The sequence below is a fragment of the Pectobacterium sp. 1950-15 genome (assembly GCF_037136835.1).
In the GTDB taxonomy this organism is placed as follows: domain Bacteria; phylum Pseudomonadota; class Gammaproteobacteria; order Enterobacterales; family Enterobacteriaceae; genus Pectobacterium.
Genome location: NZ_JBBBQR010000018.1, coordinates 1 through 23,198, shown reverse-complemented (window position 1 = coordinate 23,198; position 23,198 = coordinate 1). Strand labels below are relative to the sequence as shown.

The 23,198-nt window shown below is 52.7% G+C and carries 18 protein-coding genes; 3 read left to right on the top strand and 15 right to left on the bottom strand.

All coding sequences use genetic code 11. The features are described from left to right. From vasI to WCT94_RS17395, 15 genes are all read right to left on the bottom strand, one after another. Positions 1-561, bottom strand: coding sequence for a type VI secretion system-associated protein VasI (gene vasI / locus WCT94_RS17465; RefSeq protein WP_336870671.1), 561 nt, complete (start codon positions 559-561; stop codon positions 1-3). After that, positions 561-2,099, bottom strand: coding sequence for a sigma-54 interaction domain-containing protein (locus WCT94_RS17460; protein WP_336870670.1), 1,539 nt, complete (start codon positions 2,097-2,099; stop codon positions 561-563). The genes vasI and WCT94_RS17460 overlap by 1 nt, the downstream gene beginning before the upstream one ends. Positions 2,100-2,101: 2 nt before the next feature. Next, complete coding sequence (tssH, locus tag WCT94_RS17455; RefSeq protein ID WP_336870668.1) at positions 2,102-4,699, bottom strand: type VI secretion system ATPase TssH; 2,598 nt, start codon at positions 4,697-4,699, stop codon at positions 2,102-2,104. Between the two features lie 13 nt (positions 4,700-4,712). Beyond that, entirely contained in the window at positions 4,713-5,489 is a 777-nt protein-coding gene (gene icmH / locus WCT94_RS17450; protein ID WP_336870666.1) for a type IVB secretion system protein IcmH/DotU, read from the bottom strand. Between the two features lie 15 nt (positions 5,490-5,504). Then, a complete protein-coding gene (tssK, locus tag WCT94_RS17445; RefSeq protein WP_015841403.1) occupies positions 5,505-6,842 on the bottom strand; it encodes a type VI secretion system baseplate subunit TssK in 1,338 nt (445 codons plus the stop codon). A gap of 2 nt (positions 6,843-6,844) precedes the next feature. Next, positions 6,845-7,366 (bottom strand): type VI secretion system lipoprotein TssJ, encoded by a 522-nt coding sequence (gene tssJ / locus WCT94_RS17440; RefSeq protein WP_194430817.1) that lies wholly within the window; start codon positions 7,364-7,366, stop codon positions 6,845-6,847. Next, positions 7,366-8,586 (bottom strand): type VI secretion system-associated FHA domain protein TagH, encoded by a 1,221-nt coding sequence (gene tagH, locus WCT94_RS17435; protein ID WP_336870663.1) that lies wholly within the window; start codon positions 8,584-8,586, stop codon positions 7,366-7,368. Before tagH ends, tssJ begins: the two co-directional genes overlap by 1 nt. Positions 8,587-8,588: 2 nt before the next feature. After that, positions 8,589-9,587, bottom strand: coding sequence for a type VI secretion system baseplate subunit TssG (gene tssG / locus WCT94_RS17430; protein WP_015841406.1), 999 nt, complete (start codon positions 9,585-9,587; stop codon positions 8,589-8,591). Beyond that, positions 9,551-11,317 carry a type VI secretion system baseplate subunit TssF gene (gene tssF / locus WCT94_RS17425; RefSeq protein WP_180779059.1) on the bottom strand — a complete coding sequence of 589 codons (1,767 nt, stop codon included), beginning with the start codon at positions 11,315-11,317 and terminating at the stop codon, positions 9,551-9,553. The genes tssG and tssF overlap by 37 nt, the downstream gene beginning before the upstream one ends. Before the next feature lie 2 nt (positions 11,318-11,319). Next, positions 11,320-11,751: a type VI secretion system baseplate subunit TssE gene (tssE, locus tag WCT94_RS17420; RefSeq protein WP_015841408.1), complete on the bottom strand. Its 432-nt coding sequence runs from the start codon at positions 11,749-11,751 to the stop codon at positions 11,320-11,322. Positions 11,752-11,756: 5 nt separating this feature from the next. Then, positions 11,757-13,235 (bottom strand): type VI secretion system contractile sheath large subunit, encoded by a 1,479-nt coding sequence (gene tssC / locus WCT94_RS17415; protein ID WP_336870661.1) that lies wholly within the window; start codon positions 13,233-13,235, stop codon positions 11,757-11,759. A 21-nt stretch (positions 13,236-13,256) separates the two neighbouring features. After that, positions 13,257-13,760 carry a type VI secretion system contractile sheath small subunit gene (gene tssB / locus WCT94_RS17410; RefSeq protein WP_319850310.1) on the bottom strand — a complete coding sequence of 168 codons (504 nt, stop codon included), beginning with the start codon at positions 13,758-13,760 and terminating at the stop codon, positions 13,257-13,259. A 1,142-nt stretch (positions 13,761-14,902) separates the two neighbouring features. Then, entirely contained in the window at positions 14,903-16,315 is a 1,413-nt protein-coding gene (locus WCT94_RS17405; RefSeq protein WP_336870660.1) for an efflux transporter outer membrane subunit, read from the bottom strand. Further along, positions 16,312-19,455: a multidrug efflux RND transporter permease subunit gene (locus WCT94_RS17400; protein ID WP_336870658.1), complete on the bottom strand. Its 3,144-nt coding sequence runs from the start codon at positions 19,453-19,455 to the stop codon at positions 16,312-16,314. The genes WCT94_RS17405 and WCT94_RS17400 overlap by 4 nt, the downstream gene beginning before the upstream one ends. A gap of 76 nt (positions 19,456-19,531) precedes the next feature. Continuing rightward, positions 19,532-20,710, bottom strand: a complete 1,179-nt coding sequence (locus WCT94_RS17395; RefSeq protein ID WP_336870655.1) for an efflux RND transporter periplasmic adaptor subunit — start codon at positions 20,708-20,710, stop codon at positions 19,532-19,534. Positions 20,711-20,899: 189 nt separating this feature from the next. Between WCT94_RS17395 and WCT94_RS17390 the strand changes: the two genes are divergently transcribed. The 3 genes from WCT94_RS17390 to WCT94_RS17380 all read left to right on the top strand — a co-directional run bounded on the left by WCT94_RS17390 (position 20,900) and on the right by WCT94_RS17380 (position 23,017). Further along, positions 20,900-21,472, top strand: coding sequence for a TetR/AcrR family transcriptional regulator (locus tag WCT94_RS17390; protein ID WP_336870653.1), 573 nt, complete (start codon positions 20,900-20,902; stop codon positions 21,470-21,472). A 476-nt stretch (positions 21,473-21,948) separates the two neighbouring features. After that, entirely contained in the window at positions 21,949-22,440 is a 492-nt protein-coding gene (locus WCT94_RS17385; RefSeq protein WP_336870651.1) for a YhfG family protein, read from the top strand. Beyond that, the gene (locus WCT94_RS17380) at positions 22,433-23,017 is read left to right on the top strand and encodes a putative adenosine monophosphate-protein transferase Fic (RefSeq protein WP_336870649.1); all 585 of its coding nucleotides are present in this window, start codon (positions 22,433-22,435) and stop codon (positions 23,015-23,017) included. The genes WCT94_RS17385 and WCT94_RS17380 overlap by 8 nt, the downstream gene beginning before the upstream one ends. Positions 23,018-23,198: the final 181 nt, after the last annotated feature.

Genomic DNA, 23,198 nt, shown 5'->3' with positions numbered 1-23,198 from the left:
TTACCAGTGACACTGCTGACGCAGCGGCGCGAGTGCTTCGCCCAACCCAGCGAGTTCGATACGCAGCGAGTGACCGTCTGCCCCGTTCAGCACCAGTTCGCGATGCCCAATCCAGCGCTTTAACGCATCAATCGCGGGCAGGCCGCGCCCCGACTCCAGCAGCAACCCGCGGTTACGAATAAACCAGCTGTCTGACACCGTTACGCCATCAAGCTGCGACGTGACGGACTCTCCTGCCCAGGGTTCACTGAGCGTTAAGCGCAAGTGCGTAATGTTGCTGGCGCAGCTAATCACCAGCGTGTTGCCATCAGCCAGTACGCGGGTGAGCGTCATATCGCCGCTGTCGGCTTCACGTCCCAGTTGAAAGGTATTGCCAGCTATTCTTTTATCCCCCTGCGGGGAGAGCGTACCGCTGCGTTCCGCTTCACGCCCCAGCGCGTCATAGCAGGCCAGCCGGAGCTCTGCTGCCGTCTCATTGCGGCACTGCTCCCATAACGACTGCCAGGCGGGATCGGGCGTCGCAGCGGTTGCCAACAGTAAGGGAGCCATCGTCAGAAACATCAATTTACCTCCAGCTTCTGGCATTTGTGGTCGAGGGTGCGTTTAGGAATATTGAGGCTATCGGCCACCAGCAGGCGGTTGCCCTGAAACTGGCGCAAGCGTGCCTCAATCACAGCCGCTTCATAGCGCTGTGTGGCAATACGCAAATCGTGGATGTGCTGATAGCGATCCTGTTCCTCAGCCGTGCTGCTCGTCAGCCGCTCGCGCAGCTCCGGCGGCAGCGACGCCAGAGACAAAACCTCTCCGTCCGGCGTATGTGCACAGGCGACTTCCAGCAGGTTACGCAGTTCCCGCACGTTACCGGGAAAGTCATACCCCACCAATTGACGCAGGAAAGCCCGGTTCAATGGTCCAACATGCTTTTGCTGTTTATTGGAAAATTGACCGATGAAGTGTTCGCACAGCAGGCGAATATCGTCCGGCCGCTCGCGCAGCGGGGCGACCTGCAACAGGCACTGGCAAAGGCGGTGGTAGAGATCCTGCCGAAACACGCCGTCAGACACCTGCTGTTCCAGCGGCTGATGCGTCGCGGCAATCAGGCGGAAATCGGAATGCACTTCTTTCTCCGCGCCCAAAGGACGGAAGCTGTGCGTCTCCAACACCCTTAACAGCTTGGCCTGCATGGACTGTGGCATATCGCCGACTTCATCCAGAAACAGGGTTCCGCCGTTAGCCTGCTCGACCAGACCAATCTTGTTGCTTTGTGCGCCGGAGAACGCGCCTTTCTGATAGCCAAATAGCTCGCTTTCAATCAGGTTTTCCGGGATTGCAGCGCAGTTGATGGCAATAAAAGGTTTGTCGGCACGCTCGGAACATTGATGCAGCAGACGCGCCACCACATCTTTTCCTGACCCGGTTTCACCCTGAATCAGCACCGCAAGACGGTGTTTTGCTGCCTGATAAATCTGTTGGTGCAGCGCTTTAATCACGGTGGACTGCCCCACCAGCGTCGTTTCCACCCGCTTTTCCTGCTCGCGACGGCTCTGCCCTTCATCCTTAATCTGGCGCAACGAATCTCTCAGCGCGACCTGCTCCCGACGGGTATGTGCCAGTTCACGCAGCAGGATAAGCTGGCGGCAAAACACCTGTGCCAGCCGTTCGCACGCGCCCTGCTGATTCAGCGTTTGCAGGCGCGTCGGCGTATCCAGCAGCGCCAGCACTGCCAACGGCTTACCGCTGTCCGACAGCAGCGGTAGCGCGTGCAGCCCGCACGTCGTCCCGACAGAGATCAGCATCTGCTGAAACTCACGGTGTTCAATGCGTGCGCCGCCATAGAGGGAATCCCAGGTGCGCGCCTGATTCTTATGCAGCGCATAAGCCAACGGGTGGCTAAAGTCATCCACCCCCAGGCTCAGTGCCACTGGCGCGTCATGTACCCGCCCCTGACAGGTCAGTTGCCTGCCGCTGACATCCACCATACCCAGTAGCATCCCTTGAGGCTGCCAGGCGGCCTGCATCGTCTCCAGCAGCCAGTCGCACAGACCGGCCTCGTCATGCTGCCGGGTGAGTGCAAGCGCCAGTTCGAGGGCATGTTGCATACTCAGCCCTCCACCTCAGTCTGGAACTGACCGGCGTCGACGCGGAAATGAATACGGCTGACGGGTTCGCCCGCAGACAGGCGTTGCAGCAGCTGTAGCGAGACCGGCGGCAGCAAGGCGCCATCAATCACCGATTCGAGCATACGCGCCCCATTTTCGCTGCGGTTCGCCAACCGCAGAATCTCTTCCGGCACCTCGTCTTCAATGATGACTTCCGCACCAAAGCGCTGTTGCAGCAGAGACACCAGACGCGACAGTTTGCCCTGCACGATCTCAACCATGGTGTCATGCGCCAGCGGCAGGTACGGAATGACCTCCATACGCGCTAACAGCGCAGGTTTAAAGAAGGCCGCCAGTTCGGGATAGAGCGCATCCAGCAACACATCCGACTGCTCGGCGTAATTCACGATGGTCTGGAACCCGAGGTTGGACGTCAGGAAGAACACCACATTGCGACAGTCGATCACTCGACCTTCGCCATCGGCGAGTTCACCTTTATCAAACGCCTGATAGAACAGGTTCAGAACATCGGGGTGCGCCTTCTCCACTTCATCCAGCAGTACCACGGAATACGGTTTCTGGCGGATGGCTTCGGTCAAGACGCCCCCTTCACCAAACCCGACATAGCCCGGCGGTGACCCGATCAGACGTGAAACCGTGTGTTTCTCCTGATACTCGGACATATTGATAGTGGTTAGATAGTTGCGTCCGCCAAACATCAGGTCGGCAATCTGCACCACGGTTTCCGTTTTACCCACGCCGCTCGGCCCCACCAGCAGGAAAGCCCCCAGCGGACGCCCCGGCCGACGCAGATCCGCCCGCGCGGTCAGCAGGTGCTTATGCAGATGAGCAATCGCCAACTGCTGCCCTTTAATCGACTCGCCCAGGAATTCAGGCAGGCGCGTGACGACATCCATTTCACCCTGTGAGATACGGTTCAGCGGCACGCCCGTCCACTCGGCAATGACCGCCGCAATCTGCGTTTTATCAACGTGAGGGGAGACCAGAACGGAGGACTGTTGTAGCGCTTCCAGCGCCTGTTCACAGGCCGCCAGCTCCGCCGCCGCCGATGCCGCATCAAAGTCGACAGCCTGCTCGTCATCCAGCAGCGCGGTACGCAGTTCAATCACACGCTGAACCTGTGTTTTCTGCTGCTGCCAATCAGCTTCCAACTGTGCCAGCTGCGCCGCGCCGGCCTCGCGCGCGTCACGCAGTTCAACTAAGCGCTCTTCGGTATTGCCCAGACCGATACGCGCCTGACGCTCAAGCTGGGTGATTTCCATCTCCTGCTGGCGCAGGCGAGTCTGGAGCTGGCTGACCGCACGCGGTGGCGTCGTCAGGTTAATGGCGACGCGCGCGCTGGCGGTATCCAGCACGTCAATCGCCTTATCTGGCAGTTGACGGCCGGAGATATAACGCGCCGACAGCTGCGCCGCCGCCTGAAGCGCATCTTCATCAATCAAAACACCGTGCGCCTTTTCATAGATGCCGCGCAGACCGCGCAGAATAACGGTGGCTTCTTCCGCGTTCGGCTCACCCACTTTGACAAGCTGGAAACGGCGGGAAAGCGCGGCGTCTTTCTCAACGTATTTTTTGTATTCGCTCCAGGTCGTGGCCGCGATCGTGCGCAGTTCACCGCGCGCCAGCGCCGGTTTGAGCAGGTTGGAAACATCCAGCCCGCCCGCCTGATTGCCGGCCCCGATGAGCGTATGCGCTTCATCGATGAACAGAATGATGGGGCGCGGTGCGTCCTTCACTTCCTGCATCACACCTTTGAAGCGTTTCTCAAATTCGCCTTTCACCGAGGCACCGGCCTGCATCGCTCCCAGATCGAGCGTGAGCAGTTCGACATCCCGCAATCTTTCCGGCACCGCGCCCGCAATGATGCGCAGCGCCAGCCCTTCGATCAGCGCACTTTTACCCACGCCCGCTTCCCCGACCACAATCGGGTTGTTTTTACGACGGCGAGAGAGAATGTCGATCATCAGATCGATTTCATGGTCGCGGCACAGCACCGGATCCAACTGTCCCTGTCGGGCAGATTCCGTTACGTTCTGGGTATAGCGGGACAGCTGTGTGGTCGCTGCCGCAGCCTGTTCAGCCGTGGCAGACTGCACCGCAACTTCCGTTTCAACCGAATCTTTCACCCACTCATCAAACTGCTGGCGTAAAAGTTCACGGTTAATCTGCGCCAGCGGGCGGGATACCGCACCAGCCACATAGCGATTTGGCGTCAGCAGCAAGACCAGCAGCAGAATGCCGCTACGCAAACGCGTGTGTTGAAATTCCGCCGACGCCAGCAGCCAGCTATCCTGCAACCACTCCACCAGCAGAGGAGAGAATGAAGGGTAGCCCGCGTCAAATTCTTTATCCACGGAGGAAGGTAGAAGCAGTGAAGACAGCTCATCCGCATCGACGCCCGCACGCTTAAGGATCTGGCGTACATCACACAGCGGCGTTTCCAGCATTTTCATCAACAGGTGCTCAATACGGATTTCCGCACCCTGATGCTGAATACAGAGTGCCGCCGCTTCTTCCAGCATATGACGGCACACGGGGTTGAGTCGTTCAACCAGTGTCGGCAGTTCAATTCGAATCACGGTGTAGCTCCTGTTATTGTAATAATTCTCCCAGCTGACGCAGTACGTCCTGGGTTTGAAGAGTTAGCTGGTAACGGTACAGGCCGAAGGCGGCCACCAAGACCACACACACGCCAATGAACAGCGTGCGCAATGACACCTGTCTGCGCAGGTGGTAGCGCGAGGCCTGTTGCCCCAGATTCAGGTGGAAGACGGTCGGGGAGTTCGCCGGCTCAGGACGCAGGGTGTCGTGCAGCTTGTTCACGACGCGATTGAGTTCCTCACGCCCCTGGGTCATCACCCGATAGCGCCCTTCAAAACCCAGACAGAGGCAGAGGTAGATAAATTCCAGAATGTCGCGATAGCGGGTGGGGTCGTCCAGTAGCTTCTCCAGCAGGACAAACACCTTTTCGCCGCCCCAGGTTTCATTGTGAAAACGGGTCAGCAGAGAATGGGCCGACCACATACTCTGCCCGCCCCATTCCCGTCCCATCACGGCTTCATCAATGAAGGTGCACAGGATGTAACGGAATGACAGAATCACGCCGTTTTCATAGCCATGAGAATGTAATTCCTGCTCGATAGCCTGAATCTCAGACACCACGCGCTGATAGAGATCTTCTACGCCCTCGTAGGCGGAGAGCTGGCGCACTCGCTCCACCATGCCCAATAGCGGCGTGACCGCATCAATCATCGGATTAATGCTTTGCCCGCGCAGGCGGAACCAGTAGTCGGAGTCCATATCCATCTGTCGGGCGTGATCAAACAGCAGATCGCCCAGTTGATCGTTTTTAATAACCTCGATGCTCATCTCTTCCTCTCCTGACTACTGGCCGCGGATCGCCCAAAGCTGCATATCCAGCTCCGGGAATTCGCCCGCAATGTGGAACGCCAACGTATTGCCGGACACCAGCATCTGCCAGGCGGGGCTTTGTCTATCCAGTTGGAAATAGCTGTAACCTGCGTGATAAGGCAGCTGGCGCGGCGCCACCGGCAACGGCAGCAGCGGGATACCCGGCAATTGCAGGCTGATCAGTTCACGGATCTTCTCGCTGGAAGCGATCTTCGTTTGTTGCAGCAGCTGTTTACGCAGGTGTTCCTGCGGCATGCGTGCGCGTACCGCCAGCACAAACTCGGCGCTGGTCATCAATTCCGCATCGCCGACCATTGCTACCATCACGCCATACGGCTGTTTCTTCAGTTGGATGGAAACGGCACGCGGTGACAACACAGTGCTCAGCGCCTGACGCAGTGCCATCATCAGCGGCTCAAAGCTGGCCTGCTGGTGCTCGTGACGATAGGCAGGGAATTCCGGCGGCAGGCGCGATTCATCGGTGAACGTCATCAGTTCGCCGCACAGCTCAACCAGCGTTTCGTGCAGGCGTTCAGGGTGCAAGGTGCCCAGGCGTGCCAGATGCGACAGTTTGGGCTGCGCGCGGTTAAGCAATTGCAGCATCATAAATTCAGCGACATCCGCGACGCCCTGCTGTCCCGGTGCGGCAATACGCTGCGCCAGACTGCGCGCGCGCTCCGCCACCAGACCGGCGGACTCCCCCAAAAAGCGTTTTAAAGTGGGGATTGCCGTGACGCTGATGCTGCACGGCATGAAGTTAGGATCCAAAATCAAGCCGCCGTCAGGACGTTTATCCAGAATATTGGCAATCGCCAGCGAGGCATAAGCGCTGCGATCGTCACGATCGAGCATCAGGCGCAGGCTGACCTTACCGACCTCCAGAGAAACGATATCGCCGCCGTCGCTGTGCAGATCGCGCACGTCATGTCGATGCGATTGCAAGCGGCTGGCGATCCCCTGCCCAGGCTGACCGACTTCACTGACGCCATTTACCGCCAGCGGCAACGCCAGATACACTTTCTGGTTTGCCAGCGCGACGTCGGTAATTTCCAGCGGCAATGGCAAAGCGTCATCACCCGGAATGTTGAACACGGTGCCGTCCGGCATCACCCCGCTGGCGTTCACCAGCGCGATACGGCCAAAATTGAGGTATTCCTCGTTAATCGCCAGCGACTGTAAGCCATAGAAATAATCACTGAGAGCGCTGAGACGCGCATGCAGTGCGTAATCGGTGTGTCTTTGCTGCTGTTGAAAATGCTGCGGTTTAATGAACAGGCCTTCCCGCCAGATAATGCGATTGCGACTCGACATAGTTATTCTTCTTCTTGGTCTTTTTTGATTTCGACTTCATCCCGGCGCAGGTGCACGAGGATCTGATACGTTTGCCCGGTATTTTTTAGCTTGATGACTTTGCGCCATTCCGAGCTTTCCGAATCCGCATAGCGCGCGATCACACCGAGGTAATGCACCTTTTCATCCAGCGCTTCAGGCGGCAGGTATTTGAACTGTCCCGGCAGCAGCGTGTAGTCCTGATGATTGATGTAATTCTTGGCTAACGCCTTTTCGATATCCGTCGTGACCTGATCGTAATCGGTGGCCAGCAGACGCGAATCTTCCGCCAGCAGAACCAGTTGGAATTCGATAGGCGCGGCTTCACCGCTGTCGTTCGGGTTAACGTCCGGCTCAGCCAACAGGCTGAAACCCACGGTAGAAGGCTGATGATTGTTGCTGCCAACCTGAATGTCAGGATTCGCCGCCACCTGCGCCATCTTGCCCAGCGTGGTACACCCTGACAGCAGGAACATCAGGGAACATAAGCACAGTGCTCGCAGCATTATTTTTGCTCCTGCTGCTGACGCACGGCACGGTCATACGCCTGCGCATACACCTGATGGAACAGTTTCTGGAAGCCCTGCTGGCGCGGGGACGTTAATTCACGGTAGTAGTGCTGATACATCTGCCATGCCCAGCCGTCATCCGCCGCCAGTGGTTCGCCACTGCGACGATAGTGCTCAAAGCGGTTGAGCAACGCGGCAGGCGAGAAAGCCTGAAGAATATTTTCCAGCGCGACGGCAATCGCTTGCTGATTCGCGATGTGATGCACCCGCACATTGTTCAGCACTTCTTCCACGGCAGCAGGCGCAGACAGGTGCACCGGGCTTTTCCCTTCGGCAAACAGCACCGACAGCGTATCCGCATAGCCCAGCCCCAGACGCAGCGGGTTATCTTCAATCGGGCGTAAATGCGTGTCCGCCATCGCCGCCTGTTCCGTCTGCAATGCCAGCAGACCTTCCACCATCGCGCGCAGGCTTTTCCCCATCTCTTCCAGCATTTCACGCAGTCGCGCATCATCGCCCGGCTGAAGCGACATCCCCAGCCCGCGCATCAGCGGTGCCAGCGAGGTGCCATCGCTGTAGCCCTCCAGCCCTTCTCCCGCGTACGGTGTGTTGATGGTCGGTAATTCCACAAATTTCTGATCCATGGTGTCCTCAGCAGAAGAAAAGGAAGAAAGAGAGGTCGTGAGCGATTCTCCGACCGTCTCACTATCTGATGGCAAGAGTGGCTGGCTCTGTTCTTTCTGTAACGCCCACAGCGGGTCGTTCAACGTGACCGAGGGATCCGCCAGATCCGTCGTTCGCCTTTTTTTATCGTCACTCAGCCAGCCGCCCAGCACATCGTCCGTGCGCTGCCCTAATACCTGATCGATATCCTGTTCCGTGGTGGGATCGCCGATGTAAACACCCAGCCGGAAAGGGCCGATAACCAGTTCATCGCCGTGCGACAAAATAACTTTGCGATCGCGCCCAATCGGCGACAGCGATCCGTTAATAAAAGACTGACCGCTCAGATCGCACAGGCTGAAATAGCCATCGGTCATGTCGATACGTGCGTGCTCCGGCACCACGGAGCCCAGCCGATCCCGCAACTGCCACTGATCTTTTTCCGATGCCCCCAGCGTGCCACCGCGGTGATCGAACTGGTGCTGTACCTGAGAATTGATATCGAGCTGCTCACTGTTGAGCACAACCAACGTGAGTGGATGGGTTATGTTCACATTTACTCCTGCACACAAATCGTCACATAGGGATCCGCGGGCGGCTGCCCGAGAAAGCTGCTCCATCCCAACCGGCTGCTTTGCTCACTGCCCAGACTTAAGCCCTTGGCTTCGCCTTCCGCAAAGCCAAGACGCAGATCCCAGGCCAACTGATCGCGAAGAATGAAAGAGACAAAACGCACCAGCGGCTGAAAATGCTCGCCATTGGGCAAAAAGCTGAGGAAGCGGCTAAAGCTGAGGTTGCCGACCTTGAGTAAAAACTTGCCGGCACAGTCACTCACTTTGTCGCCGATAACAAAATCACCGCCCAACATCATGTTGGCTTTGCCCAAGCGGTTCTGCTGGCCTTCATGAATGGGGACGCGGCGATGCTGCCAGGCCATAACGGCTACGTCATCTAGGTCAAAACAGTGAATAACCAACCCCGCGACCACTTCCGGCGAACGGCTGGGGCTGGCGAGCACCCCGGCGTAGGACAGCATCTTGGCGCGGTTAACCGGCAGGCTGTCGCGTACGGCGTCATTCCCTAGCCCCACGAGCGCAAACATCAGGCGGGAGAATCCATCCTCCCCATCATTCTGAAAACGCACGTGATAGCGGTATTTGCGCCATGCGCGGTGCAGCAGCGTCAGTAAGCGGTGATGAAAGAAGTCGAGAAACACGCCCAGCTTCTGTTCGCCCTGCGCGTATTCCCAGGCCAGCTCTTCAAGGTAATAACCGGGCATTGGTGACTGGCTGCCGTGCAACCCCAGAAACGCGACCTCCAGTTCCTGACGCCCCTCGTCATCGCATTCCACCTGCAAGATATCGCCGGGGTGAAAACCGATAGAGGCCGTAGAACGAAAGCGCAGGCGTTCCTGTTCCGGGCGGAAATCCAGCTCTTGTTCCAAATCCACGCCTTCCAGTTGGTTAAGCAATTCCACCAGTTGGAAAAAATTAAAGCGTGAGACATCCTGACGGAACGTCACATCATTGAGTGTTGACCTATCTGTACCGGCCATCGGTAGCGCTCCTTGTTATCGATGTTGACCACTTCCAACAGGTGGAAAGCGTTGACGCTGGCGTATAGCGAGAAGAAGTGCGCCAGCACCGTACTGAACAGATAGAGTTCTCCTTCACTGGAAAACGCGGATTGCCGTACTGACAGAATGGATTTCAAGCCGCGCACCGGCATCCCCTGAACCAGACGATCGATCGGGGTGGTTTCGATAGATTCGATACCCGCCAGACGCTTACGCGAGGCCTGTTCGGCCTGCTTGTCGTGCAGCGCCGGGAAATCATAGGTACGCAGGATCTGTACCAACGCATCGCGCCGCAGCAGCGACACATAGTTCAGGGACAGGTTGGAGATCAGCGTCCAGTGCAGGCTACCGTCCATCGCAGGCCGCAGCGGTCGCGTCGGCCGCACCAGATTGCGAAATGTCGCGAAAGACGGCGAGTTCCCGGTCGGCACGCAGATCGCTCCGACAGGTAACTGTGCCGCACGCGAGCGATTGGTGCAGGTCAGGGTGACCGAGATGGATTCGTCTAAATCAATCACTTCCTGCTCATCGCCACGGACAAAAGAAAGCATGTGATCAAAGCCGTTGCCGTTCACCGCTTCTCTTACCCGAATGCGGTAATAGAGCGCCAGCCGTCCTTTGGCGCGCTCGATTTGGTGTTGAAAGCTCTCAAAAGGCTGATAGGTTCGTGGAATGCCACGGGCACGGCCGGAATTCCCTTCCACCCAGCCTTCCACCTTATCGACAGAGAAGATTTCAAAGCTATCGGCGTTGCGGTAGCTGGCCTTCAGCGGGTAATCCGTCTGGCGACCGCTGAGGTTGATCGGCTCACTATCATGCTGGAAGAGGTTGATCGCCGGTACACAGTTGAGCATGAACGAATCAGGACGAATCTTCAGTTCCGCTGGCAGCGGGCGATCGAAACAAAAGTGCAGACGGAATTCCGTTACCGTCAGCGGCAGATCCGGCCATACCGCACCCGCGAGTTGGAAAAAGAGGAAGCTTTCAGGAAAACAGAAGTATTCCTGCAAAATGCGATAGCCCGAGTAAACGTTGCCGGGGTACGGCAATAGCGCATCTTCGCGTTCAAAGCCGACCGTCTTCAGTACGCTGGCTTCCTGACGGAAGCGTTGACCATCAATTTCCAGCTCAATATGCGACAGCTGACTGGCAATCCAGAAATAGAGTTCGTAGGCCGTATAGGTATCACCGCCCAGATAAAAGCGCAGCTTGTCGAGTTGCAAATCGCTGAGCGAGAGCGGGCCATGCAGCCCAATATCCAGCGTGATGGTGGAAAGATCGTTGCCGCTCTGTACCTTGATCTCGCGGATATCCGCCGGATAAATCCAGGCATCGTGACAGGTCTGAAAATGACAGACCACATCATCAATCGGCAGGCTATCAAGCTCACAGCCGCGCGCAACAAACGCCGGTTGGGCAATTGCGCCGGGGAGTACCGAAAACTGCATAATCGTCATGCTCGGTACCGGGCGCAGGTAATTAGGCCACAGCATGCCCAGCAGACCGTGTGTCAGCTCCGGAAATTCATCCTCGATCTTCGCCCGCAGGCTCCCTGTCAAAAAGGCGAACCCTTCCAGCAGACGCTCGACGTCTGGATCCGTGGTCTGTTCTGACAAAAATCGGGTAAGCTCAGGGTGCGCCTTGGCGAATTCACGCCCTTGCAGGCGCAAGTAGGTCAGCTCATCCCTGAAAAAATGTTCCAGTGACATAATCAGATCATTCTGTAATGGCGGTGGCTATCCATATGGATATTGAAAGAGGTGACCTGCTCCAGATCTTCCAATCTGACATGCGCGGTAACCTGAAACGACATCTCCATCGGATTCGATAAATAGTCCGATGCGTCGACATCCACATGAACAATTCGCGGTTCAAAGCGACAGATACACTGCCGGATCGCCTCCCGGATTTTCCCTCGAATGTCCGCCCCACCCTGCGTCGCGTCATTAAAATCAATCACGCCAAGCTCAGGTGCGCTGCGACAATTTCCGGGCCGGGTGTTGAGCACATTGTCCAGTTGACGCTTAACGGACTCGATCAGTGCTTCAACTTCCGTTTCTGGGGAGGAGCGGCGCTCCTCCCCACGGATACGATCAAACAGACTTGCCGCGTTTCCCCTTTCCCAGGCAGAAAGAGACGGCATAAGTCTTATTCCTTATCCAAACGCCCTACCAGCGACAGCTCAAAGTTTGCCCCCATGTACTTGAAGTGCGGGCGCACAGACATGGTGACCTGATACCAACCTGGTTCTCCTTCCACATCCAGCACTTTGATTTGTGCGGCACGCAGAGGACGACGGCTACGAACATCTGCTGGCGGGTTTTCCTGATCGGCGATGTACTGTTTAATCCAGGTATTCAACTCACGTTCCAGATCCTGACGCTCTTTCCATGAGCCAATCTGTTCACGCTGTAGCACTTTGATGTAGTGCGCCAGACGGTTGATGATGAACATGTACGGCAGCTGCGTACCCAACTTGTAGTTGGTTTCCGCTTCTTTACCTTCTTTGGTGTTCGGGAATACCTTCGGCTTCTGCACCGAGTTAGCCGAGAAGAACGCCGCGTTGTCGCTGTCTTTACGCATCGTCAGCGTGATAAAGCCCTCTTCGGCCATTTCATATTCGCGACGATCGGTGATCAGGACTTCAGTCGGAATCTTGGCCTGAAGTTGGCCCATAGCTTCATAAACATGCACTGGCAGGTCGGTAATCGCGCCGCCGCTCTGTGGGCCAATGATGTTCGGACACCAGCGGTATTTCGCGAAGCTGTCCGTCAGCGCTGTACCCATCAGGTAGGCGGTGTTGCCCCACAGATAGTGTTCGTGATCGGTGCTGATATCTTCCTTGTAGTTGAAGCCCTTAATCGGGTTTTCTACCGGGTCATAAGGCAGACGAGCCAGGAAACGCGGTGCCGTCAGCCCCAGATAGCGACCGTCTTCAGATTCACGCAGCGAACGCCATTTCGTGTAGGCAGGGCCTTCGAAAACGGATTTCAGATCTTTGATGGACGGTAAATCGGTGAAGCTATCCACGCCAAAGAAGGTCGGCGCAACGGAAGAGATGAACGGCGCGTGCGCCATCGCACCAACGGCGCTGACGTACTGCATCAGTTTGATATCCGGTGAGCTTTGCGTCATCGCATAGTCACCGATTACACCACCGATAGGCTGGCCGCCGAACTGGCCATAACCGCTGGAATACACGTGCTTATAGAAACCAGACTGTGAGATTTCAGGCGCGAACTCGAAATCTTCCAACAGCTCTTCTTTCGTCGCATGTAACACCAACAGCTTGATGTTTTCGCGGAAATCAGTGCGATCGACAAGCAGTTTCAGCGAACGCCAGGAAGATTCCAGTTCCTGAAGTTCTTTAGCATGCAGAATCACGTCAATCTGCTTGCTGAGCTTTTTGTCCAGTTCGACGATCATGCTATCGACCAGCGCTTTATTCACGGGCTCTGCTGCATTACCGCTATCAAGAATATTCGCGACCAGTGCGGCAATACCCTGTTTAGCAACGCTGTAGCCTTCATCGACCGGGGTGATACGCGCCTGAGCCATGATGTCATCAAGCAGCGATCCAGAGGCGCTGGCGGCCCCTGCCTGGGCCTGTTCTTCAATTATTGACATATTGTTTCCCTATTTCGTCAATTATTCGGCGGGTTTTACCAGATCGAGCTCTTTCAAAAGCTGCTCTCTGGCTTCTTCGCTGGACAACAGATCCTGCAAACGATTACGGAATGAGGGAATATTGCCGAGAGGGCCTTTCAACGCGACCAGTGCCTCACGTAAATCAAGCAACTTACGCAATTCAGGCACCTGCTGGGCGATACGGTCAGGGGAGAAATCATTCAGACCGCCAATGTTCAATTTCACTGGCAGGTCATCCTGGCTTTCTTCTTCAAGGCGGTTTGGCACACTGAAATTCAGTTCCAGCTCTGCTTCTTTCATCACCGAGGTAAAATTGTTCTTATCGATCGAGACGGTCTGACGTTCTTCGATCGGCGTTTCCTCTGTGCGCCCTTTCATATTTCCCACGATCATCAGCGTCAACGGCAATTCTATTTCCGCCTGCTGACCACCAGTGGCTGGAACATATTTGATATTAATACGTTCCTTTGGTGCGACAGATGCACCGTCAGTTCCTTTTGCCATGTGTCTATACCAACGTAAGGGCTCTCGGGCCCGGAGAAGTAAAGTCGATTCCTACCAAAAGCCCGCCGTAGTCCATGAGCACGGCAGTAATTCGGCAAACAAATATCCCCGTCATACTTCAAGTTGCATGTACGTTGGCTGCGTTCAGTCACCCGAATCACTTACCTCAGTAAGCTCATCGGGATGCCTTCTCTTGCCGCCTGCCTGAAACTCGAATTATTTAGGGTATAGCGTATTTGTTTTTCGACCAGCGAGATGAAATAAATTAAAACCGAATTAAAAAACCATAATAAAATCGTAATATTACGATTTATATCGGTATGAAAGAGTCACACCAAGAAGGAATTAAATACATTTATATTTTGAGTTTGGATCATACACACAACATAAATGCACGGTCAACGCTTATATAGCCGAGCAACTAAATGGAACAACTAAAAAACAAAACACATTAAAAACAATAAATTAAAACAAACTTAAGTAAAAACAGGCAGAAGAAAAAATAATATATCGCTGATTTTCAATTAACGGAAAAGGGATATATTTTATGCCTTTTAATTTCGTTAAAAACGAAATACTTAATACGCTAATAAAAATCACAAATAACAAAAAGCTAATTAATTTTAATTTAGTGAAAATATTTACCCTCTATTTTTTACTTTTGACAGAACAAATATCTCCATTACCTTAATAAACTATTTCCCTGTTAAGAGATAAATATTAGATAGTTTAGCAATCATTGATTTTTTAATGAAAATTATTAGTTTTTTATACTATAAAAAACAACTTCACAAGATTCATACTCTGAATCATAAAAACAAGCAGAGTTTCATAACAAAAATTACGGCACCAGGCAGTGAAATGATCTTTAAAACGGCATTTTTAGGTTAAAAAATGGCAGTTATTCGGCAGAGGAACCTTCCAGGCGATACTGGGCAGCCAAAGCACAATGAAGAGGAAAATGAGGAAGAAAGCACGAAGCTATCAAAGCACCTCGTGAAGTGAGTCGCGTGGAAGAGGGGCGCCCCGGCAGGACGCCTCTCTGGCTTCAGATTATCGTTGAAGAACAAGATCAGTGCTTTCAACTGTCCGACACGTAGGATCATTCAGCAGCAAGCTATTTAGCAGGTTACCGAATATGCTTAATGCACTTGCCGATTTTCCTCATTCCAGCCACCGCCCAGCACGCGGTAGAGTGTAGATAACGCCATTTGGTGCTGTGTTCGGATATCGATAAGTTGTATCTGGCTGCTAAATGCCCTGCGTTGTGCATCAAGATAGCGTAAGTGCCCATCCACCCCACCGATATATCTCGCTTCAGCCAGTCGCAACGACTCAAGATTGGTTTTCGTCAGGCTTTCCTGTGCCAGCACTTCCCGCCGTAAGGTATCCGTTGCATCCAATGCGTCAGACACTTCACGAAATGCCGTCTGAATGGTTTTTTCATAATCTGCCACAGCAATATCTTTTCGCAGATTTGCTACATCCAGATTAGCCATATTGCTTCCGCCGGAAAATAACGGCAGCGTTATCTGTGGGGAGAATGACCAAGCCTGTTGTCCACCACTGAAAAGATCGGATAACTCAGGACTGGCGCTGCCGTACATGGCTGTTAGAGAAATGCGGGGGAAAAAGGCAGCCCGCGCAGCACCAATACTGGCGTTTCTTGATTTCAGCCGATGTTCTGCTGCTTCAATATCAGGCCTATACACCAACAACTGAGATGGTGTACCCGGTGCAATATTTTGCAGAATTGCTTCTTCAGCAACAGGCTTCTGAGGCAGATAACGGTCAATATCGTTAGTGCCAACCAGCAAGCGCAGCGCGTTCTCTGATTGTCTTAACTGACGGATGACCTGCTCCCTTTCCGCCCGCGCTTGCTCCACAAGCCCCAGCGCTTCCTGATAATCAAGAGCAAAGACTACGCCTACAGCGCGTCTTTCTGAAATGAGCCTCAGGGAATCCTGCCGCGACTGCAATGTACTGTTTGTCAGTTCGTAACGCTGCACCGCCCCATTACGGGTGAGATAAGCCTGCACAACCTCCGCTATCAGCGTAATTCTCGCACCACGGGCATTGCTCTCTGTTGTCAGATACTCTTCCATCGCAGCATCTGTGAGGCTTTTAATTCGCCCGAACAGATCGAGTTCAAAAGCTGCGAGACCGATCCCAGAACGCCACTCGCTCTGAATAGCCGCTTGGCCGGTTGGGGATATATCACCAGGAACACGCTGGCGTGAACCCGACCCTTGAGCCTCAATACCAGGTAATCGATCGGCACGTTGGATGCGATATTGCGCCCGAGCAACATCCACATTTAACAGGGTTTGCCTTAAATCCCGGTTATTGGCGAGCGCCATCTCGACCAAATGTCGTAACTGTTCATCCTTAATGAATGTTTTCCAGTCGGTTGTGGCAGATGAGTGCTGAGCGGCCCGATCACTTTTCCATTGCTCCGTTATCGGTGACGGTGGCGTGGTATAACTGGGTGCAATGGAGCATCCCGCTAACAGAAGCGTAACCGCAATCAGACTGAGTTTATGCAGCGTTGTCATTCCCCCACCTCCTGAGCATCTGTCTGGCTATCAGACGGCGTCTTTTCTTTGCTTTTGTTCATCAAAGACATGACCCAAACATAGAAGACGGGCACAAACAGCACACCCAGTAAGGTCGCGCTCAACATTCCTCCCATGACCCCCGTACCGATAGCACGCTGGCTGAGTGCGCCAGCTCCAGTTGCAATAGCAAGCGGCACCACGCCAAGAATGAAGGCCAGCGAGGTCATCACGATGGGACGAAAACGTAAGCGTGCGGCTTCAATAGCGGACTGCCTGAAGGATTTTCCTTCTGCGTGGAGATCCTTTGCAAACTCGATGATGAGAATTGCGTTTTTCGCCGCAAGCCCAATGATGGTGATCAGACCCACTTTGAAATACACGTCATTAGACATACCCGCAGCCATTACGGCCGCAACAGCCCCCAACGCCCCGACAGGAACAATCAGCAGTACCGAGAACGGGATCTTCCAGCTTTCGTACAAAGCAACCAGAACCAGAAAGACCACGACGAGAGCCAGAGCTAATAGCATCGGAGCCTGAGAACCGGCGGCTTTTTCCTGATAGGACAAGCCGGTCCACTCATACCCAATACCCGGCGGTAATTGCGCCACCAAACGTTCAATCTCTTTCATCCCTTCACCAGAGCTCATGCCAGGCACCACATCACCGGAAAGTTTGAGGCTCGGATAACCGTTGTAGCGGACAACTTGCACAGGACCATGCTTCCATGCGATGTCGCTAAATGCTTCCAGAGGAACCAACTCCCCATTGCGGTTGAGAATGTTCAGTTTACGCAGCGTTTCCGGCGTAGCGCGGTTTTCAGGCGCGGCCTGAACGATCACGCGCTGCATACGCCCCTGATTTGGGAACTCATTGACTAACGCCGAACCGTAGGCGGTCGAGATGGCATTATTAATGGCATCAAAAGGAACCCCCATTGCTTCGGCTTTCTCACGATCGATACGAAGGTCAAGCTGTGGTGCATCAGCTAATCCTTCCACCATGATGTAAGCAAAAGTCGGGGATTCATACACCATACCCATGAGCTGTTGGCTTGCGGCAAGCAGCGCGTCACGCCCTAGTCCAACACGATCCTGAAGGCGTAGCGCAAAGCCACTTGAGTTCCCCATGCCTTCAACAGAAGGCGGGACGATAGAAAATAGCGTTCCATCTTTTATGCTCTGGAAAACACCGCTGGATTGATCCGCTTCATTTTGTACAGATTCCTCACTGGAGCGTTCCGACCAGTCCTTGAGCATGACAAAGCCCATGCCAGCATTCTGCCCCGTGCCGGAAAAGCTGAATCCCTGGAGTGTCAGCACATCGGCAACAGCAGGACGTTCAAGAAAGTAGTTTTCCATTTCCTTGGTTGATGCCATCAGACGCTGATATGTCGCCCCCGGAGGAAGCTGAATATCCGTCATGACATAGCCCTGATCTTCTGCCGGAAGAAACGCCGATGGCAGCCGAGTGTAAGACACAGCAAGCACACCAAGAATGGCGACATACACCAGCATCACTCGACCTGTGCGTGACAGCAATGTTGATGTAGTAGAAGAGTAACGTTCCGTCAGGCTGCTGAATTTACGGTTGAACCAGCCGAATACCCCTTTCTTCTCAGCAGGGTGGCCTTTAGCGATAGGCTTAATCAAAGTGGCGCAAAGCGCAGGTGTCAGCGTAAGGGCAAGGAAGCCGGAGAAAAGAATCGAAATAGCCAGAGAAACAGAGAACTGACGATATATCACCCCAACAGAACCACTCATGAACGCAAGTGGCAGGAACACCGCAGCGAGCACGAGGGTAATCCCCACGATTGCCCCACTGATTTGGGACATCGCTTTGATCGTCGCCTCTTTAGGCGGCAGACCTTCTTCGGCCATGATGCGTTCGACATTTTCCACGACCACAATGGCATCATCCACCAGAATACCGATGGCCAAAACCATACCAAACATGGTCATCATGTTGACGGAGAACCCTAACGGCAACATCACCGCCAGTGTGCCAAGCAAACAGATAGGCACAACAATCGTCGGGATAAGGGTGTAGCGAATATTTTGCAGAAACAGCAACATGACGAGAAAGACGAGCACGACGGCTTCAAGCAGCGTCATCAGGACTTTCTTAATGGCCACTTCAACAAATTTCGATGTGTCATGAGGAACGCTATAACTGATATTCTCTGGGAAGTCCGTCGACAATTCAGCCAGTCGAGATTTAACAGCTTTTGCTGTTTCAAGTGCATTCGCACCAGGGGAAAGTTGCACACCAATCCCTACCGCTGGTTCACCATTGAGCCGTGATGATAAACGGTAATCCTGCCGCCCCATTTCTACCCGAGCAACATCACTCAAACGGACAGTCGACCCGTCTACATCGGCCTTAAGCACAATACGAGAAAATGCCTCAATAGAGGACAGTTGCCCCTGAACCAGTATGTTTGCAGAGATTTCTTGATCAGGCGGGCTGGGCTGCTCTCCCAGGCTTCCACCGGATACCTGCGCGTTCTGCGCTTTGATGGCATTATCTACATCATTAATGGATAACCCATAGCTAATCAGCTTCGCCGGATCTATCCATACACGCAAAGCACGCTCTGCGGAAAACATTTGCACACGGCCTACGCCTGTAACTCGGCGAATTTCGTTGTTAATGTTTCGCGCGGCATAGTCGGCGAGGTTTACCTCATCAGCATTCTTATCTTTGGCTGTCAGAGCAAAGATCATCAGGAAGTTGGTACTCGCCTGCTCGATCTGTAATCCCTGCTGGGTTACCGAAGCAGGAAGACGGGATTCAACTTTTTTAATACGGTTCTGGACGTCAACCTGAGCGAGATCGGGGTTGGTACCCGGCTGAAAGGTAATGGTTATCTCTGCTAAGCCAGCACTGTTGCTCTGAGATTCATAATAGAGCAACCCTTTTGCACCATTAAGCTCTTCCTCTATCAGGCTTGTAACACCGCTATTGATGACTTCAGCGGAAGCACCGGGATAAGTTGCCGTCACCACAATTTGTGGCGGAGCAACAGCGGGGTACTGAGAAACAGGCAACGACGAAATGGCAAGCAGCCCCGCCATCGCGATAAAGATAGCCACAACCCAGGCAAAGTTGGGTCTGTGAATAAAAAAATTAGGCATGATTTATTCCGGCACGTATGATTTTTGCGGATTAAAAAAACACTGATGGTGCAAATCGAACGAGATAACGTCCCCGTCAGTACGAAGAAGAGACATTGCCACCCTGCTGTTTTGGCGTTTGTACTTCCTGTTGAGTTGTATCAGTGATTTTCACAGACATTCCCGGCTGAATTTTATCCACGCCACTGATAATGACCTTATCCCCAGCGCTCAGCCCTTCCGTTATCTGCCAATCCTTGCCTTGCATTACACCAGTGGTAACTTTCTGCTCAACAGTCAGACCTTCCGCATTGATGACAAAAACCTTTGCAGTTCCATCCGTTCCACGGATTATTGCCCGTTGTGGAATGAAAATAGCCTTCTGATCCACACCCAGTTCGGTACTCACTCTCACATACATACCAGGCAGGAGCCGATTATCCGGATTGGGAAACTCTCCACGCAGCATAACTTCGCCAGTGCTTCTGTTGACCGAAATATCGGTGAACAACAATTTCCCCGTTGTGGTATAACCCGTTCCTTCAACATGAATACTCACCTTAGGCGCTGAATCCTTATTCGTAGAAAGCTGCCCCTTTTCCATTGCCTCACGCAATTGCAGGACGGTATTCGCAGGCTGATTGAAATCGGCGTAAACCGGATCGGTTTGCTGTATCACAGCCATTGGCGTGGTTTCTCCCTGCCCCACCAGACTTCCTTCACTCACCAGACTTTTACCTATCCTGCCGGAGATCGGTGCTCTAACCGTGGCATAGCTGAGATCAAGTTCAGCAGTTTTGACGTCCGCACGAGCGGACAAGCGATTAGCCTTCGCTGTCTGTAGGGCAGTATCCGCATCATCGTATTCTTGACGGCTGACAGCATCGATTTTCACAAGTGGGGTATAGCGACGAACAAGGGATTCGGCCTGTTTTACCTGTGACTCTGACCGCGCCAGACCCGCCTTAGCACGGGCAAGGGCTGCTTCAAACGGCTCCTGTGCAATGGTGAAAAGCAGATCCCCTTCCTTCACCACGGTTCCTTCAGTGAAGTGCCTTTTCTGAACAATCCCTGCTACGCGCGCCCTAACCTGTGCGACACGGACAGGTTCGATTCGTCCTGGCAAGTCTGCCGTCATGGTTTTCATCTGCGGAATGATGGTCTGAGCTTCAACCTCTACCGCTTGCGATGACGGCTGTTCAGACCCAGTCGTTTCATCACCGCAGCCTGCCAATAACAAACTCAAGGCAAGCGCACTTATTTTTAACCTAGCCATACAACCCCCTGGGCCACACTGGAATTTTTGCTTAAATTTGCGACGCGAATAATACTTTCAAGAACCAAATGAGTCAACATTGATTCAAAAGACTCAAAATGAATTCTAATGAGGTGTTTTTTTTTCATTGCGGGTATGGAAAGATATGCAGGCACCCTGACGGGGCTGACAACAAGAAAAGGAAAGAGGATGTCTGAAAATATCAGTGACAAGTTGGCTGGAGCTCTGGCTCTTGCAATCGCCCGCAATCCCAGAGCAAATCTGCAACAAATAGCCAAGAAAGCGGGGATTAGCAAAGCCACTTTGTACCGCATCGCACCGACCAGAGAGGAAATTATTGTCCTCTTGCTTGAACGCGCCACCCGTCACCTTGAACAGGCTCTTTTCAGTGCAGAACTCGCAAGACCACCTTACCCTGATGCATTGATTCGGCTCACAGAGAACGTCATTGCAGGACGTGATTTTTACATGTTTTGGAATGCGGCTCAGTGGGTGCAGATGGTTGATGACAGAAAAGATGCCGTGGATGAAGCCATTCCTTCCTTTTATGGTGAAGCACTAGAAGAATTTTTCAGGCAGGGTCAAAAAGGAGGAGCGTTCCGCGTTGACATGCCAGCTCGCTGGCTCGCCAAAGCTTACGATTTTATGCTTTATGCTGCTGTTGACTCTGCATTACGCGGCGAAATTGCCCCCATCGATATGGCGGTGCTAGTTAATTCCATGTTTCTTTACGGGGCGAGTTCGGAGACGGAGAAAGACTGATTGAAAAACACCGATCTCTCGATATGTAAACAACATCATCAGCACATCACGACAGAAGTGATATCGGGCAAATTGGCGCCATTTTTGACGTTCGTGTCCCAAATATGTCCTGCTCAATAACAGGAACTAATAGAAACAGATGATAATAGGAGTCTAACTAAACTATTCATATTATTGTTTTTATTGATTATTTCCTGTTGTATAAATTTCATTTATACACATCGGCGCGTGAGCCCCAAAAAGCAAACGCAAAACTTCGCTGTGTAATATACACAATACCGCCCAATAAAAAGATTTTTCACAAAACTGTTCACTCTCTTCACTTTTCATTTTTTATCTTTATTTTTAGCAAGTTAAGTGGTTAACAGTGAGTGAACAGATGACGAGTTACTCATCACCAATGCAGATAAGATACTGCCAGGCTGAAATTGTGGTACTCTTTATCGCATATATATGCGGATTAAAGGTGAAAGCACATGCGCTATGAAATGGCGGTACTCGCGGCTCTGGTACAAGAGGATTCCCCTAATACGCAATCTATCGTAACCGCTACAGGTATCTCGGAAAGAAAAGTACAGGACGTGTTAAACACGCTCCAGTCCACGATGGATATCAACATTGCACGCGAAAAAAATGGCAAACGGCAAGCCTTGTCTATCTCGTCATGGGGCGTATTTGGTGACGGAGAACGGTTGATCGAGAAACTGAAAAATACCGATTTGTCGATATTTAAACAGCACCGGAAAATCACGACAAAAGCGTTACCAGACAAAACGCGATCCCCACGTATGGTGACGCTGGAAGAAAAGCGTGATTACTACAATCAGGTGAAACTCAAAAACTATCGGGACAGTATGCGTCTTGAAGGATTCAGCGTTGAGGATACGCCACTTCCAAGCGACAAGCAGGAAAGAGAAGCGCTGAGAAAAAATCTGATAGCCATGTATAAGGCGAGTGGTTATGTCTGATAAATACGGCTCAGGGCACGATCCTTATATCTACTCTGATAGCGATGTTCTGATAAATAAGCTCGGCATCAACGATGACAGTCAATTCGACGATGCGGAGCGTCAGTTATCCGAACTGGCCGTTCTCGATATTGAATTTGAAGAACCGCCTTACGATCTGCATTATTGGTGTGGGCTGCACGGGAAAATATTCGGGGATTTATTCGATTGGGCAGGAGAAATACGGCGTATCGATATTTCTAAAGGTCAAACACGTTTTTGCACCGTATCCCGTATTGAAATTGAAGCCAATAAAATTTTTATGCAGCTATCCAATGATGATTTTTTACAAGGCCTTGAACGTACAGCGCTAATAAATCAACTAGCAGAATACTATTCAGATTTGAATGTGATTCACCCGTTTCGGGAAGGCAATGGACGTTCTCAGCGTTTACTGTTCGAGCATTTGATTATCAATTGTGGCTATGGTGTCTCTTTCGAAAATATCGGCGTTCAGGAGTGGTTAGTGGCTAACGTAGCCGGATACCACGGCAATACTCGACCATTAGCCGATATTTTTGAGAAAAGTATTCTCTGACCTCTCCAATAAAAAGGTTTTGCACAAAACCGCCCTTCCTAAAAAATTTATTACTAATAATCAATAAATTAAGAAATAGTGAGTTGGTTAACAGATGACGAGTGAATCGCCACGGATAGTCTAGACACTTCTGAGCCGTTGATAATATAGGTTTTCATATTCAGCCGGTGGCATCTGCTCG